We start from the raw sequence: 15,491 nt of genomic DNA, 5'->3' as shown, positions 1-15,491 counted from the left end.
CTCTCAGCCCAGCAGGACGTCGTCGTCGCCCAGCCGCTTCAGTTCGCGGTACAGGATGGCGAGGCCGGTGACGATGCCGACGGCGGCCACGGACGCGTCGATCAGCCGCAGTGTGTCCTGCTCGGCGCGGGCCTTCTTGATCCGCTTGGCGATGCCCCACGCGCCGAAGGCGGTGGTGGCGATGGACACGTACGTACCGGACTTGGACTTCTGGAAGTCCTTGGCCTTGGACAGTGCGTTGCTCACAGCGACGGAGCCTCCTCCAGGAGCGGGTGCCCCCACTTTTCCACGAAGGCGGCCTCGACGGCGGCGCCGACCTTGTAAAGACGGTCGTCCTTCAGTGCCGGGGCGATGATCTGCAGCCCGACCGGCAGCCCGTCCTCCGGTGCGAGACCGCAGGGCAGGGACATCGCGGCGTTGCCCGCGAGGTTGGTCGGGATGGTGCACAGGTCCGCGAGGTACATCGCCATCGGGTCGTCGGCACGCTCGCCGATCGGGAAGGCGGTGGTCGGCGTGGTCGGCGAGACGATGACGTCGACCTTCTCGAACGACTTCTCGAAGTCCCGCGTGATGAGCGTACGGACCTTCTGGGCGCTGCCGTAGTACGCGTCGTAGTAGCCGGAGCTGAGCGCGTACGTGCCGAGCATGATGCGGCGCTTCACCTCGGGGCCGAAGCCCGCCTCACGGGTGAGGGAGGTGACGTCCTCGGCGGAACGGGTGCCGTCGTCGCCGGTACGCAGGCCGTAGCGCAGACCGTCGAAGCGGGCGAGGTTGCTCGAACACTCGCTCGGCGCGATGAGGTAGTACGCGGCCAGCGCCAGGTCGAAGGACGGGCAGTCCAGCTCGACGATCTCGGCGCCCAGCTCCTTCAGCAGCTCGACCGACTCGTCGAACCGCTGCACCACACCGGCCTGGTAGCCCTCGCCGCGGAACTGCTTGACGACACCGACGCGCATCCCGGCGACGCTGCCGTTGCGGGCGGCCTCGACGACCGGCGGGACCGGGGCGTCGATGGAGGTGGAGTCGAGCGGGTCGTGTCCGGCGATCACCTCGTGCAGCAGCGCCGCGTCCAGGACCGTACGGGCGCAGGGTCCGCCCTGGTCGAGGGAGGAGGAGAACGCCACCATGCCGTAGCGGGAGACCGCCCCGTACGTCGGCTTCACGCCCACCGTGCCCGTGACGGCGGCCGGCTGACGGATGGAACCGCCGGTGTCGGTGCCGATGGCGAGGGGCGCCTGGTAGGAGGCGAGGGAGGCGGAGGAACCGCCGCCGGAGCCGCCGGGGATGCGAGTGAGGTCCCACGGGTTGCCGGTGGGCCCGTACGCGCTGTTCTCGGTGGAGGACCCCATGGCGAACTCGTCCATGTTGGTCTTGCCGAGAATGACGACGTCGGCGTCCTTGAGCCTCTTGGTGAGCGTCGCGTCGTAGGGCGGGATCCACCCTTCGAGGATCTTCGACCCCACGGTGGTGGGAATACCGACCGTGGTGAAGATGTCCTTGAGCGCGAGCGGGACACCGGCGAGCGGCCCGAGCTTCTCGCCCCTGGCCTTCTTCTCGTCGACGGCGCGGGCCTGCGCGAGGGCGCCCTCGCGGTCGACGTGCAGGAAGGCGTGCACCTTCTCGTCGACGGCCTCGATCCGGGCCAGGTGGGCCTCGGTGACCTCCACGGCGGTGAGCTCGCCGGCGGCGATCTTCGCGGCGATCTCCGCCGCGGTGAGCTTGATGATGCTGTCGGTCATGACGTGATCAGTCCTCCCCCAGGATCTGCGGCACCTTGAAACGCTGCTGCTCCTGGGCCGGGGCGGCGGAAAGCGCCTGCTCGGGGGTGAGCGACGGACGGACCTCGTCCGCGCGCATGACGTTCGTCAGCGGCAGCGGGTGCGAGGTCGGCGGTACATCTTGGTCGGCGACCTCGCTGACGCGGGCGACCGCGCCGATGATGTCGTCCAGCTGGCCTGCGAAGTGTTCGAGCTCTTCGGGCTTCAGCTCCAGACGCGCCAGCCGGGCGAGGTGGGCGACCTCCTCGCGCGTAATGCCAGGCATGCAGCGATCCTCTGGGGTGAGTGTGTGTGGTTTGGCGCCAATCCTATGGGGCGCGGGGCGCTTGCCGCGCCGCTGGGCCGGGGCGCCGCATAGCTCGGGGGTACTTGAGCGTCGGCGAGTGCGGGTAAGTCGGGCTTCTCGCGCAGTTCCCCGCGCCCCCAAAAGACCAGGCCGTTGCGGGCCTGGAAGACCCACAGCCGCGCGGACCAGAAAGGCGACGGGCGGGCGGGCTGCAAGAAGACGGGCGGGTGGGGCCGAAAGCTCGGGGCGCAGCCCGGGCTTTTCAGGGGCGCGGGGAACTGCGCGAGAAGCCCCACCGGAGCCGCACCCGCCAACCGAACCCGCACCCCCCGAGCGGTCAGGCGCCCTCGTCACTCCTCGGCGGTAGCCGCCGGCAACGCCGCGGCCGGCCGCTGCCACCCCCGAGACCCCCGCGCCCGAAGCCACGCCGTGGTCTCCTCCGGCGGCATCGCGGCCGCGACCAGCCACCCCTGCACCGCGTCACACCCCAGATCCCGCAACCGCTCCCACGTCTCGTCGTCCTCGACGCCCTCCGCGACGACGAGCAGTCCCAGCGAATGCGCGAGATCGACCGTGCAGCGCACGATCTCCGCGTCCTCGTTGTCGATCGCCAGCCGGGCCACGAACGACCGGTCGATCTTCAGCTCGCTCACCGGCAGCCGCCGCAGATGCACCAGCGACGAATACCCCGTGCCGAAGTCGTCGAGCGACATCTTCACCCCGTGCCCGGTCAGCCCGGCCAGGGTGTCCGCGGCCCGCTGCGGGTCTTCGAGCAGCACATGCTCCGTTATCTCCAGCTGCAACGACCCGGCCGGCACCCCGTGGCGGGCGAGCCGCGCGGCCACCGCGCCCGCGAAGCCGGGGGTGTGGACATCGCGCGGGGAGACGTTCACGGCGACCGGCACATGCAGCCCCTGCGCCCGCCACCTGGCCACCTGCCCGAGCGCCGTCTCCAGGACGTACTCCGTGAGATGCGGCATCAGCCCGGACGACTCGGCGATCGCTATGAACTCGTCCGGCGGCACCTTCCCGCGCTCCGGATGCACCCACCGCACCAGCGCTTCCAGGCCGGCGACCTGCCCGTCGAAGCGGACCTTCGGCTGGTAGTGCAGCTCGACCTCCTGCGCGTCGAGCGCGCGGCGCAGGTCGCCCAGCAGACCGAGCCGGTCCGGGGTGTTCGAGTCCCGCTTGGACTCGTAGACCTCGACGCCCGTCCGGTCGCGTTTGGCCTGGTACATCGCCACGTCCGCCCGCCGCAGCAGCCCCTCCGCGTCGAGGGCGTGGTCGGGGAAGACGGCGACCCCGGCGCTGGCCTCCAGGACGAGGGTGAGCCCGTCGAGGTCGAGCGGCGAGCCGAGCGCGGCGACGAGGTTGCGTGCGACGCGCGACGCGGACGTCGTGGAGTCGGCGACGGGCAGCAGGACGGCGAACTCGTCGCCGCCGAGCCGCGCGGCCTCCGCTCCGCGTGGCAGGGCGACCCGCAACCGATCGGCTATCTGCAACAGCAGACGGTCGCCCGCGAGATGGCCGAGCGTGTCGTTGACGGACCGGAAGCGGTCTAGGTCGATCAGCATCAGCGCCGACCTGGCCCCGATGCGTTCGGCGTCGTCCAGAGCGGTCCAGGTGCGTTCGAGCAGCCATTGGCGGTTCGGCAGTCCGGTGAGCGGGTCGCGCAGCTGCTCCTCGGCGCGGGCGCGGGCTATCCACAGGGTGGAGTCGAGCGCGATGAGGGGGATGGCGAAGAGCGGCAGCAGCAGGGGCTGCGCGAGGGCGACGACACAGACGAGCGGGGCGATACCGAGCAGCGCGACGGCGACGAGCCCCTGTCTGACCAGGGCCGTACGCGCGACGGTGGGAACACCGCCGCGCGGCGCGGCCAGATACCAGAGCAGAGCGCGGGTGACGGCGAGATAGGCGATGGCGACCAGCGCCACCTGGGGCGCCGAGTAGAGGTTCCAGCTTTCGGGGTCCCAGGGCCGCTCGACCGAGGGGACACGGCCGAAGACCCTCAGGACGAGGGCGCTGGCGCCGATGCCGAGGATGTCGACCGCGCCGTGCAGCACGCCCTGGCGCCAGCGGCCCCGGCGGGCGACGCCGACGAGGACGACGACGGTGAGGCTGACCATCCCGGCGGCCACCCACCCGTACAGCAGCAGGACGGCGAGGGTGAGGGCGGCGCCGGAGCCGGTGCCGCCCCACCAGCGGGCGCGGCCCATGGCGACGAGGTGGCCGACGATGATGCCGGTCAGCAGGGCGAGGGACCAGCCGACGGCGCCGGACGGGAAGAGCGCGTGCTGGCCGACGAACGCCCGGTAGAAACCGGCGCCCAGGATGGCGCCCGCGAGACCCACGATCACGGCGGGCAGCGCGGGCCAGGACATGTGCCGCTCGGCGTCGTGGCCCGGCAGTTCGTGTCCCCGGTCCTCGCTGAGCGCACCGGTGATGGAAGGGCCGCCGCCCGTGCCGACCGCGGTGCCGACGGTGAGCTGTGCCGGGCCGGGTACGAGGGAGCCGTGGGCGCGCGCGCCCGCACGGCCCGGCGGCCATGACGTCCCGACCACGGGGTCCGCCGTCGCCTGCCCGAGAACCCGCTCCCGGCTTCCCTCGAACGGGCGTACCCCCATGAGCAGGGAGCGCCCCCGTCGCCAGGCCCCGGACACCCGGCGCAGGCGCAGCCGTGAGTCCGGGGCGACGCTCTCGGTCGGTTCCATTCCCGTCCCTCTCACAGCCGGCGGTGCCCACGCCACGCGGCCCGTTGCTCCCGACAACCCTCAACGGCACCGCGTCCGAAAACCCACCACGCGTCCGGGCACGGCAGGCGCACATCTCAACAGTAGGCCGCACAAGGCTTCCACGGGCAGCGGTCGACGTCGGTTACCCGAATGCGACCGGCCACCCGTATGCATCTGGTATGCGCCGAACGGGTGGCCTTCAACCCCTACTCCTCGGGCGGAAGCGCGACTTCCGTCGCCGCGTCGGGCCCCTGTTCGAGCAGCACGGCGAAGCCGTCCTCGTTCAGGACGGGCACCTTGAGCTGCATCGCCTTGTCGTACTTGGAGCCCGGGTTCTCACCGACCACCACGAAGGAGGTCTTCTTCGACACCGACCCGGTCACCTTGGCGCCCCGGCTCTGCAGCGCCTCCTTGGCCCCGTCGCGGGTGTGGTGTTCGAGTGTGCCGGTCACGACGACGGTGAGCCCTTCGAGCGGCCGGGGGCCCTGGTCCTCCCCGGAGCTCTCTTCCTCCATACGGACCCCGGCAGCCCGCCACTTGCGGAGGATCTCCTGGTGCCAGTCCACCGCGAACCACTCCTTGAGCGAGGCCGCGATGATCGGCCCGACGCCGTCGGTGGTCGCCAGCTCCTCCTGGGTCGCCTGCTCAATACGCTCGATCGAACGGAACTCACGCGCGAGCGCCTCGGCGGCCACCGGTCCGACGTGCCGGATCGACAGGCCGGTCAGGATGCGGGCGAGCGGCCGCTCCTTGGCCGCCCGGATGTTCTCCAGCATCGCGATCGCGTTCTTCTTCGGCGCGCCCTCCTGGTTGGCGAAGACCGTGGCGATCTTCTCCTCACCGGTCTTCGGGTCGCGCTTGGGCAGACCGCTGTCCTGGTCGAGGACGTACGCCTTGATGGGCAGCAGGTTCTCGATGGTCAGGTCGAAGAGGTCGCCCTCGTCCAGGAGCGGCGGCTGGGGCGGCTCCAGCGGCTTGGTGAGCGCGGCGGCGGCGACGTATCCGAAGTTCTCGATGTCGAGGCACTTGCGCCCGGCGAGGTAGAAGAGCCGCTCGCGCAACTGGGCAGGGCAGCTGCGGGAGTTCGGGCATCGCAGGTCGATGTCGCCCTCTTTGGCGGGCGCCAGCGGTTCACCGCACTCCGGGCACTCGGCCGGCATCACGAACTCGCGCTCGCTGCCGTCCCGCAGGTCGGCGACCGGGCCGAGGATCTCCGGGATGACGTCACCGGCCTTGCGCAGCACCACCGTGTCGCCGATGAGGACGCCCTTGGCCTTGACCACGTCCTGGTTGTGCAGGGTCGCGAACTCGACCTCCGAACCCGCGACCGTCACCGGCTCGACCTGGGCGTACGGCGTCACCCTGCCCGTACGGCCCACACCCACACGGATGTTGACGAGCTTGGTGTTGACTTCCTCCGGCGCGTACTTGTACGCGATGGCCCAGCGCGGCGCCCGCGAGGTGGAGCCGAGGCGGCCCTGGAGGGGGATCTCGTCGAGCTTGACGACCGCGCCGTCGATCTCGTGCGCCACGGAGTGGCGGTGCTCGCCGTAGTAGGCGATGAACTCCCGTACGCCGTCGAGGTCGTCGACCACCCTGTTGTGCTGGGCGGTGGGCAGGCCCCAGGACTTGAGCAGGTCGTAGGCCTGGGAGAGGCGGGTGAAACCGCCGTCGAAGCCCTCCAGGGCGCCGATGCCGTGGACGACCATGTGCAGGGGCAGGGTGGCCGTGACCTTCGGGTCCTTCTGGCGCAGTGAACCCGAGGCGGAGTTGCGGGGGTTGGCGTACGGCTTCTCACCGGCCGCCACACGGCGTGCGTTGAGGCCCTGGAAGGCCTCCATGGGGAAGTAGACCTCGCCCCGGATCTCGACGAGGCGCGGGACGCGGTCGCCCTTCAGCCGGTGCGGGATCTCCGCGATCGTCATGACGTTGGGTGTGATGTCCTCGCCGGTCCGTCCGGTGCCCCGGGTGGCGGCGCGGGTGAGCCTGCCGTCCTCGTACGTCAGGTTCACCGCGAGGCCGTCGATCTTGAGCTCGCACAGCAGGTGGTAGTCGGATGTGCCGACGTCCTTGGCGACGCGGTCGGCCCAGGCGGCGAGCCCCGCGTCGTCGAAGACGTTGTCGAGGGAGAGCATGCGCTCGCGGTGCTCCACCTCGGCGAGGTCGGTCTCGTACTCGACGGCGACCTTCTGCGTCGGCGAGTCCGGGGTGCGCAGCTCGGGGTACTCCTCCTCCAACGCCTCCAGGGTGCGCAGGAGTTCGTCGAACTCCGCGTCACTGACGACGGGAGCGTCCTTCACGTAGTACCGGAAGCGGTGCTCCTCGATCTCTCCGGCGAGCCGCGCGTGCTTCTCGCGCGCCTCGGCGGGTACCGATGCCTCGCTGGGTACCGATGTGGGCTGTGCGTCCTTGTCGCCGGCCACCGTCTTGTCCTCCGTCACTCTGGGTTGTCCGCGAGAGATCTCGCCGCCTTGACGCAGTGGGCGAGCGCCCGGCGCGCGTACGCCGGGGAGACCCCCGCGAGCCCGCACGTCGGAGTGACCGTGACCGCCTCCGCGAGAAGCCCCGGATGCAGTCCCAGCCTGCGCCACAGCGTCCTGACACCCATGACGCTACCGGCAGGGTCTGACAATGCCCCCTCGGTGGTCGGCACGACACCGGCGAGCAGCTTCGTGCCTCCTTCCACCGCTTCCCCGATGATGTCGTCGTCACGCTCAGTGAGCAAGGTGAAGTCGAAGGAGATGCCGTCGGCACCGGCGCGGCGGAGGAGCGCGAAGGGTACGTCGGGGGCGCAGGAGTGCACGATGACCGGGCCCTTCGCGGTCTCGCCCCCTTCAGTGTCCCCGCTCGGGGCGTGGACGCCGATGACGTCCCTGAGCGTTGCCTCGACGAGCTGGCGGTCGACGGCGCGGTGGGTCCGGTAGCCGCTCGCGCTCTTCACCTGGCCGCGCAGGACGGCGACGAGGGACGGCTCGTCGAGCTGGAGCACGATCCGGGCGCCGGGGACGCGCCGCCGCACCTCGGCGAGGTGCTGGCGCAGCCCCTCGGCGAGCGAGCCGGCGAGGTCCCGGCAGGCGCCGGGGTCGGAGAGGGCGGCCTCGCCGTTCTTCAGCTCCAGGGCGGTGGCGAGCGTCCACGGTCCGACGGCCTGCACCTTCAGTGGGCCCTGGTAGCCCTGGGTGAACTCCTCCAGCGCGTCCAGGTCCTCGCCCAGCCATGACCTGGCCCGCTTGGTGTCCCGGCCCGGCCGGTCGCCGATCCGCCAGCCGCTGGGTTCCACGCGCGCGTACAGCTCGACGAGCATGCCGGCGGTTCTGCCGATCATGTCGGCGCCGGGGCCTCTGGCGGGGAGTTCGGGGAGGTACGCCATGCCGGTCTCCGGCCACTCGAAGGTGCCGGTGACGGTCTTGGCGGCCTCTCTGGCGTCGCCGCCGGGCATGGAGCCGATGCCGGTGGCTGGGCCGAAGCTGAGGTCTTTTGTCACGTGCCGAAGCCTACGTTTTCCGCCCCCGCCGCCCCTACCCGTCCCCCAGGGGCTGCGCCCCTTCGACCCCCATCCGCGGCTCCGGTGGGGGCTGGTCTCGCAGTTCCCCGCGCCCCTGAAAAGCAGGGGCTGCGCCCCGTGCTTTTCGGCCCACGGCCCGTCGCCCTTCAGGCCCGCAGGGCCTGATCTTTCAGGGGCGCGGGAACTGCGCGAGAAGCCCCACCGGGCCGGCAGCTGCCAACGAACCCGAACCCCCGAGTTCCTAGGCGCTCCCAGGGCGGACCGTCAGGTCGTTCACCTCCGCGTCGCGGGGGAGGTCCAGGGCCATGAGGATCGTCGTGGCGACCGACTCCGGGGCGATCCACCGCGCGGGGTCGTACTCCTTGCCCTCCTGCTGGTGCACCTTGGCCTGCATGGGGCTGGCCGTGCGGCCCGGGTAGACCGTGGTCACCCGCACCCCGTTCCCGTGCTCCTCCCACCGCAGGGAGTCGGCGAGTGCCTTGAGCCCGTGCTTGGAGGCCGCGTAAGCGGACCAGTCCGCGTGCGCGTTGAGCCCCGCGCCGGAGTTGACGAACACCACGTGCCCACGGGCGGCCCGGAGTTGGGGCAGGAAGTGCCGGGTCAGCTCGGCGGGAGCGATGAGGTTGACGTTGAGCTGGTGGCGCCAGGTCTTGGGCGTCAGCTCGCCGACCGGCCCGAGGTCGACCACGCCCGCGATGTGCAGCAGGGAGTCCACGCGGTCGGGCAGGGTCTGGTGGGAGAAGGCCCAGGACAGCTTGTCCGGGTCCGCCAAGTCTCCGACCAGCGTCCTCGCCCCGGGAAACTCCGCCGCCAGCTCCTTCGCCCGGCCCGCGTCGCGCGCGTGCAGCACGAGGTCGTCCCCGCGCTCGTGCAGCCGTCGGGCGACGGCCGCGCCGATGCCGGAACCCGCCCCGGTGATCACATGAGTAGCCATGCCGTCATGCTCGCATCACCGGAGCGGGACGAGAAACGGCTCAGGCGACTCCCCGGCTCTCCTCCAGGTACGCCATCGCCCCCACCGGCTCCTCCGCGAAGAACACCAGGTCGGTGAGCGGGCGGGGCAGGAAACCCTCGTCCTCCATGCGCCGGAACTGTTCCTTCAGACCGTCGTAGAAGCCCGCCGTGTTGAGGAGGACCACAGGCTTTTCGGTGTGGCCGTGCTTCTTCAGCTCCAGGATCTCGGTCGCCTCGTCGAGCGTGCCGGTCCCGCCGACCATGATGACGACCGCGTCGGCCTTCTCCAGCAGCAGCCGCTTTCGCTCGGCGAGGTCCCGCGCGACCACCATCTCGTCGGTGCCGGGCCGCGCCTTCGCCGACAGGAACTCGACCGAGACGCCCAGGAGTCTGCCGCCCGCCTCCTGCACACCGTCGGCGACCACCTTCATCAGCCCGACGTCCGAACCGCCCCACACCAGCGTGTGCCCGCCCTTGCCGATCAGCGTGGCGAACTCCTTCGCGGGGCGTGTGTAGCGGTCGGCGAGATCGGCGGCGGAGAGGAAGACGCAGATGTTCATGGGTCCACGTTAGGACGTGCCACCGACATCGGGGGCCGGTCGCTCGTCGCCCTCCTTCGCCACGGTCACCCGGATCTTCGACTGGCGGTGCGGCAGTTTCTCCCAGTCGTCCATGAAGCGGGCGGACAGGCCGTGTTTCCGGGCGAGTTCGATCAGGGTGTCGGTCCGGTAGTAGAAGTCCTCGTGGAGCACCTGGTGTTCGGTGCCCTCGGTGCGGCCGAAGGTGAAGTCGAAGAAGCCGCCGGGGGCGAGGACGCGGCCGACGTGGGCGAGGCACTGCTCGATGACGTGCGGCGGGGAGTGCGAGAACACGCTGTGGGCGTGGACGACGTCGAAGTGACCGGCCGGCAGGAAGGCGAAAGTGAGGTCGGCGACGAGCGTCAGGTGCGGGACCTTGTACTGCAGGCCCTCGCGCGCGAGGGTGCGCTGGGCCTCCATGAGGATGGCCGGCGAGATGTCGATCCCGTAGTAGTTCCCGGGGTCCAGGTGGTCGATGAACAGGCGCCCGGCCCGCAGGTTCCCGCAGCCGATCTCCAGCATCCGGTGCCGGGGCTCCAGCCCGTGCCGCAGGAGGTATTCGAACTGCATCCGGCCGATGCGTTCCCACTTCTCGACGGAGGGGTTGTGCCCGACGGCGGCCTCCGGGCTGCGCGCCGTGTCGGCGGCCATGACGGCCCGGTAGTAGGAGATGTGGTCGCGGTGCTTCAGCTGCAGCCAGGTGTCCCGCGCCACCCGCCGGGCGTGCGCGGGCACGCGCCGGGGATGACGCAGTACGTAACGGACCCGGTGAGTGAGACTCCGGCGGTCCCTGGACGCGGGAGCGGAAGTACCCCCGAACGGGTTTCCGGCCTGCCCGGGCGGGCTCCCCGTCGGCCCGGACGGCCCGGTCGGGTTCCCGGTCGGCCCTGACGGGTCCCCGGTCGGCCCCGACCGGTTTCCGGGCTGCCGGGCCGGATCTGTGGCTGTCATCGCGACCTCCTACGTCCCCCATACGTCCCCTACGGGCCCGCCGTGGCCCGTTGTGGCCGCCATGGGCCGTCACGGCGCCCGGAGGGAGCGCTACCAGCAGCCTGCGCCGTGGACGGGCGGACGGCTACCCGGGGAGCGACGATCGTGACGCGGAGCCCTACGCGACGCCCTCCCGCACGCGCGTGGTGGACGCGATCGTCGCCGACCCCACCACACGGGTGCCGTCGTACAGCACGATCGCCTGGCCGGGGGCGACTCCGCGCACCGGCTCGGTGAAGCGGACCTGGAGTTCGCTGTCGACCAGCTCCGCCCGGACCTCCGTCTCGCCGCCGTGCGCACGGAGCTGGGCCGTGTAGGTGCCGGGGCCGGTCGGGGCGGCACCGCACCAGCGGGGCCTGATCGCGGTCAGGGCGTCGACGTCGAGGGCGGCGGCGGGGCCGACCGTGACCGTGTTGTTCACCGGGGAGATGTCGAGGACGTAGCGCGGCTTGCCGTCCGGGGCGGGGGTGCCGATGCGCAGGCCCTTGCGCTGGCCGATGGTGTAGCCGTACGCGCCCTCGTGGGTGCCCAGGACGTTGCCGGACTCGTCGACGATGTCGCCCTCGGACCGGCCCAGCCGGTGGGCGAGGAAGCCCTGCGTGTCGCCGTCGGCGATGAAGCAGATGTCGTGGGAGTCGGGCTTCTTGGCGACCGCGAGGCCCCGGCGCTCGGCCTCCGCGCGGATCTCGTCCTTCGTCGTCACCGTGTCGCCGAGGGGGAACATGGCATGGGCGAGCTGCCTGTCGTCGAGCACGCCGAGGACGTACGACTGGTCCTTGGCCATGTCGGAGGCGCGGTGCAGCTCGCGCGTGCCGTCCTCGCGCACGATCACCTGGGCGTAGTGGCCCGTGCAGACGGCGTCGAAGCCCAGGGCGAGGGCCTTGTCGAGCAGGGCCGCGAACTTGATCTTCTCGTTGCAGCGCAGGCACGGGTTCGGGGTGCGCCCGGCCTCGTACTCGGCGATGAAGTCCTCGACGACGTCCTCGCGGAAACGCTCGGCGAGGTCCCACACGTAGAAGGGGATGCCGATGACGTCCGCGGCGCGCCGGGCGTCGCGTGAGTCCTCGATGGTGCAGCAGCCGCGCGCGCCGGTCCGGAAGGACTGCGGGTTCGCGGACAGCGCCAGGTGGACGCCCGTCACGTCGTGCCCGGCTTCCGCCGCGCGGGCGGCGGCCACGGCGGAGTCGACCCCGCCGGACATGGCGGCGAGGACACGGAGGGGGCGGGGGCGCTGCGAGATCTCAGTCATAACCCTTCCAGGGTACGGGGCGCCGGGAACCGGAGCCCGCGAGTATCCGTTGACGGTCTCGTGGGAACAAGACGGGCTTCGAAGAACAGTTCCGGGGACATCGGCGGGGGTCCGTCCGGCGGCAAGGACGCGGGGCGGCGCATCGGTCGCCGGGCCCTGCTCATCGGCACGGCCGTGGCCGCCGCCGGCACCGCCCTGGTGGCCCGGGACGAGTTGACGCGCGCGTGGTGGCGGGTGCCCGGCGTCGAGAAGCCGCGCAAGGACGGCGAGGTCGACTACACCGGTGCGAAGTGGGTCGCGGCGTCGGACGCGAACTGGCGGCTGGCGGACCGGCCGGACGACTTCGGCATAGACATGGTGATCATCCATGTCACCCAGGGCAGCTTCGACAGTGCCGTGCGGGTCTTCCAGGACCCGGCGCACGGCGCGGCGGCGCACTACATCGTCCGCAAGGACGGCCATGTCACCCAGATGATCCGCGAACTGGACGTGGCCTACCACGCGGGCAACCGCGACTACAACGAGCGCAGCGTCGGCATCGAGCACGAGGGCTTCGTCGAGAAGCCCGAGGACTTCACCGACGAGATGTACGAGGCGTCGGCGCGGCTGACCGCCCGGATCTGCGCGCGGTACGACATCCCCCTCGACCGCGAGCACATCCTCGGCCATGTGGAGGTCCCGGGCACGGACCACACCGACCCCGGCGAGGGCTGGGACTGGGACCGGTACATGAAGCTGGTGCGCGAGGCGGCGAAGGCCGGGGCGTCGACGCCCGCCTGACCTCGACGGGTGCCGGACATCGCGTTCAGCTCAGGCCGGCCGTGCGGGCGCGTTCCACCGCCGGGCCGATGGCCTTCGCGACCGCCTCGACATCCGCCTCCGTGGAGGTGTGGCCGAGGGAGAAGCGCAGGGTGCCGCGGGCCAGGTCGGGGTCGGTGCCGGTGGCGAGGAGGACATGGCTGGGCTGGGCGATACCGGCGGTGCAGGCGGAGCCGGTGGAGCACTCGATGCCCTGGGCGTCGAGGAGGAGGAGCAGGGAATCGCCCTCGCAGCCGGGAAAGGTGAAGTGCGCGTTGGCCGGGAGGCGCCCCTCCGCGGAGGGGTCCCCGCCCAGGATGGCGTCCGGCACGGCCGCGAGGACGGCCTCGACCAGGCCGTCGCGCAGGGCGCCGATCTCCCGGGCGAACCACTCGCGCTGCTCGGCGGCGAGCCGTCCGGCGACCGCGAAGGAGGCGACGGCCGGCACGTCGAGGGTGCCGGAGCGGACGTGGCGCTCCTGGCCACCGCCGTGCAGGACGGGCACGGGGCTGTACTCGCGGCCCAGCAGCAGCGCGCCGATGCCGTACGGGCCGCCGATCTTGTGGCCGGAGACGGTCATGGCGGCGAGGCCGGAGGCTTCGAAGTCGACCGGAACCTGACCGAAGGCCTGGACCGCGTCGGCGTGCAGCGGGACGCCGAACTCCGCTGCGACATCGGCGAGTTCGCGGACCGGCATGATCGTGCCGATCTCGTTGTTGGCCCACATCACGGTGGCCAGGGCGACGTCGTCGGGGTTGCGGGCGATGGCCTCGCGGAGGGCGTCCGGGTGGATTCGGCCGTACGGGTCGACCGGGAGGTACTCGACGGTGGCGCCCTCGTGTTCGCCGAGCCAGTGGACCGCGTCGAGGACGGCGTGGTGTTCGACGGGGCTCGCGAGGACCCGGGTGCGGGCCGGGTCGGCGTCGCGGCGGGACCAGTACAGGCCCTTCACGGCGAGGTTGTCGGCCTCGGTGCCGCCGGAGGTGAGGACCACCTCGCTGGGGCGCGCCCCGAGGGCCTCGCCGAGGGTTTCGCGGGCCTCCTCGACGGTGCGCCGCGCTCGGCGGCCGGATGCGTGCAGCGAGGAGGCGTTGCCGGTGACGCTCAGCTGGGCGGTCAGGGCCTCTGCCGCCTCGGGGAGCATCGGGGTGGTCGCCGCGTGGTCGAGGTAAGCCATGGTGAGCCCGATTCTACGGGCCCTGTTCCGGTGGCCTCGGCGGGTGCACCCGGACTTGGCCACGGGACGGCCGGGCCGGGGAATTCGGCCCTCAGAAGCTCCAGGACACTGTGTTCGTCGTCTGCATCAGCGTGGCCAGGACCACGAGGTCCGCGATGCCGAGGCCGAGACCGAGGAAGGCGCGGCCTCGCCTCGTCGTGCCGCGCTTCAGGGCGACCGCTGCCAGGACGATGGCGATGGGGCCGAGGAAGAGGTTCAGGACGAGGAGGCCGAGGAGGCCGAGGACGAAGGAGGCGACGGCCATGCCGTCGGCGTCGCGGCCTCGGGGGCGGGCGGTGGTGGGGGTTCCGGTCCGGCGTGCGGCGGTGAGTTGCATGGTCGGTCTGCTCCCAACAGGCTCTCGTGGATGGTCGATCGGCGCTGGGCAGTGGCCGGTCAGTCGGTGGCCGGTCAGTCGGTGGTGCGGCTGCGACGACCGTGACGCTCGCGGTAGGCGAAGACCGCCAGCCAGAGGGCGATGCCGGCGCCGAGGGCGGACGAGACGGCCAGCGGCACATGGGCCACGGTGCCCAGGACGACACCCAGCAGCAGAAGTGCGGCGACGAGGAACAACATCGTGGGAACGCCTCTCGTTACAGGTCGGTGAACGGTTGTAGTTACAGTTGTTCACTGACTGCCAAGTCTAGCGCGTCGCCCGGCTTTGCAATTACGGAGAACAGTTGTTAACTGCATGGCATGAGTCACACTCTCGGTGTCCGGCAGGTCCAGAAGCAGAAGACCCGGCAGGCGCTCATGGACGCCGCGCTCGGTCTGCTGGAGGAGCAGAGCCTCAGCAGCCTGGGACTTCGCGAGGTCACCCGGGCCGTGGGCGTCGCCCCGACCGCGTTCTACCGCCACTTCCGGTCGACCGCGGACCTCGGTGTCGCGCTGGTCGAGGAGGCGCTGGGCAGTCTGCACCCCGTCCTCGGGGATCTGATGTCGGCGGTCGGCGACAGTGACGAACTCATCGATCGCGCCGTCGATCTGATCGCCCGCCATGTGGACGCATACCCCGCGCACGTCCGTTTCATCGCACGCGAGCGGCACGGCGGTGTCCAGCCGGTGCGGGACGCCATCCAGGGGCAGCTGGCCCGGTTCGCCGAGGAGGTGCGCAGCGAGCTGGCCAGACGGCCCGAGACGGACGGGTGGACCGACGACGACCGGCTGATGCTGGCGGGTCTCTACGTCGATCAGATGCTGGTGACCGCCTCCCTGTTCCTCCAGGCGGTGGACGAGCCGGAGGAGGAGCGCGGCCGGGTGACCCGGCTGGCGAGCCGCCGTATGCGGCTGATCAGCATCGGCTGCCGTCACTGGCTCGACTGAACCGGGTCGTCCCGCGCCGGCCGCCTCCCACCGGGCGGTTCGAACGCGCGGGAGGGCGCGCCCCTTCGCCGGCGCGCCCTCC

General features: G+C 71.4%; 15 protein-coding genes. 2 read left to right on the top strand and 13 right to left on the bottom strand.

The genetic code is table 11. The annotated features are described in order from the left end of the window. Positions 1 to 3: 3 nt before the first annotated feature. From ACWD26_RS38845 to mnmA, 10 genes are all read right to left on the bottom strand, one after another. Positions 4 to 246, bottom strand: coding sequence for a hypothetical protein (locus ACWD26_RS38845; RefSeq protein ID WP_257540295.1), 243 nt, complete (start codon positions 244 to 246; stop codon positions 4 to 6). Continuing rightward, positions 243 to 1,739: an Asp-tRNA(Asn)/Glu-tRNA(Gln) amidotransferase subunit GatA gene (gene gatA / locus ACWD26_RS38840; protein ID WP_451277570.1), complete on the bottom strand. Its 1,497-nt coding sequence runs from the start codon at positions 1,737 to 1,739 to the stop codon at positions 243 to 245. The genes ACWD26_RS38845 and gatA overlap by 4 nt, the downstream gene beginning before the upstream one ends. Positions 1,740 to 1,746: 7 nt before the next feature. Next, positions 1,747 to 2,043 carry an Asp-tRNA(Asn)/Glu-tRNA(Gln) amidotransferase subunit GatC gene (gene gatC, locus ACWD26_RS38835; RefSeq protein WP_005480000.1) on the bottom strand — a complete coding sequence of 99 codons (297 nt, stop codon included), beginning with the start codon at positions 2,041 to 2,043 and terminating at the stop codon, positions 1,747 to 1,749. 371 nt (positions 2,044 to 2,414) lie between these two features. After that, the gene (locus tag ACWD26_RS38830; protein WP_451277567.1) at positions 2,415 to 4,775 is read right to left on the bottom strand and encodes a putative bifunctional diguanylate cyclase/phosphodiesterase; all 2,361 of its coding nucleotides are present in this window, start codon (positions 4,773 to 4,775) and stop codon (positions 2,415 to 2,417) included. A 227-nt stretch (positions 4,776 to 5,002) separates the two neighbouring features. Next, positions 5,003 to 7,219: an NAD-dependent DNA ligase LigA gene (gene ligA, locus ACWD26_RS38825; RefSeq protein ID WP_451277617.1), complete on the bottom strand. Its 2,217-nt coding sequence runs from the start codon at positions 7,217 to 7,219 to the stop codon at positions 5,003 to 5,005. A 14-nt stretch (positions 7,220 to 7,233) separates the two neighbouring features. After that, on the bottom strand, positions 7,234 to 8,280 hold the full coding sequence (locus tag ACWD26_RS38820; protein ID WP_451277565.1) for a methionine synthase: 1,047 nt from the start codon (positions 8,278 to 8,280) through the stop codon (positions 7,234 to 7,236). 262 nt (positions 8,281 to 8,542) lie between these two features. Further along, positions 8,543 to 9,235 carry an SDR family oxidoreductase gene (locus ACWD26_RS38815; protein WP_451277564.1) on the bottom strand — a complete coding sequence of 231 codons (693 nt, stop codon included), beginning with the start codon at positions 9,233 to 9,235 and terminating at the stop codon, positions 8,543 to 8,545. Positions 9,236 to 9,275: 40 nt separating this feature from the next. Continuing rightward, entirely contained in the window at positions 9,276 to 9,815 is a 540-nt protein-coding gene (locus ACWD26_RS38810) for an LOG family protein (protein WP_451277563.1), read from the bottom strand. Between the two features lie 9 nt (positions 9,816 to 9,824). Then, positions 9,825 to 10,568 carry a class I SAM-dependent methyltransferase gene (locus ACWD26_RS38805; RefSeq protein WP_451277561.1) on the bottom strand — a complete coding sequence of 248 codons (744 nt, stop codon included), beginning with the start codon at positions 10,566 to 10,568 and terminating at the stop codon, positions 9,825 to 9,827. A 373-nt stretch (positions 10,569 to 10,941) separates the two neighbouring features. Next, positions 10,942 to 12,072 carry a tRNA 2-thiouridine(34) synthase MnmA gene (mnmA, locus tag ACWD26_RS38800; protein ID WP_451277559.1) on the bottom strand — a complete coding sequence of 377 codons (1,131 nt, stop codon included), beginning with the start codon at positions 12,070 to 12,072 and terminating at the stop codon, positions 10,942 to 10,944. Between the two features lie 60 nt (positions 12,073 to 12,132). Here mnmA and ACWD26_RS38795 point away from each other — a divergent pair, with 60 nt between their 5' ends. Next, positions 12,133 to 12,852: an N-acetylmuramoyl-L-alanine amidase gene (locus ACWD26_RS38795; RefSeq protein WP_451277557.1), complete on the top strand. Its 720-nt coding sequence runs from the start codon at positions 12,133 to 12,135 to the stop codon at positions 12,850 to 12,852. Between the two features lie 25 nt (positions 12,853 to 12,877). On the opposite strand, the gene ACWD26_RS38790 is transcribed toward ACWD26_RS38795, so the two are convergent. The 3 genes from ACWD26_RS38790 to ACWD26_RS38780 form a co-directional block, all read right to left on the bottom strand. Further along, positions 12,878 to 14,047: a cysteine desulfurase family protein gene (locus ACWD26_RS38790; protein WP_451277555.1), complete on the bottom strand. Its 1,170-nt coding sequence runs from the start codon at positions 14,045 to 14,047 to the stop codon at positions 12,878 to 12,880. A gap of 91 nt (positions 14,048 to 14,138) precedes the next feature. Next, the gene (locus ACWD26_RS38785; RefSeq protein WP_451277553.1) at positions 14,139 to 14,423 is read right to left on the bottom strand and encodes a DUF4190 domain-containing protein; all 285 of its coding nucleotides are present in this window, start codon (positions 14,421 to 14,423) and stop codon (positions 14,139 to 14,141) included. Positions 14,424 to 14,497: 74 nt separating this feature from the next. Continuing rightward, positions 14,498 to 14,662: a hypothetical protein gene (locus ACWD26_RS38780; RefSeq protein WP_451277551.1), complete on the bottom strand. Its 165-nt coding sequence runs from the start codon at positions 14,660 to 14,662 to the stop codon at positions 14,498 to 14,500. A 120-nt stretch (positions 14,663 to 14,782) separates the two neighbouring features. On the opposite strand from ACWD26_RS38780, the gene ACWD26_RS38775 reads away from it, so the two are divergent. Further along, the gene (locus ACWD26_RS38775) at positions 14,783 to 15,409 is read left to right on the top strand and encodes a TetR family transcriptional regulator (protein WP_451277549.1); all 627 of its coding nucleotides are present in this window, start codon (positions 14,783 to 14,785) and stop codon (positions 15,407 to 15,409) included. The last annotated feature ends 82 nt before the right edge of the window (positions 15,410 to 15,491 follow it).

Source organism: Streptomyces sp. NPDC002787 (genome assembly GCF_053592095.1).
Note: the sequence above shows the minus strand (reverse complement) of the source record. Positions and strands in the feature narration are given on the sequence as shown.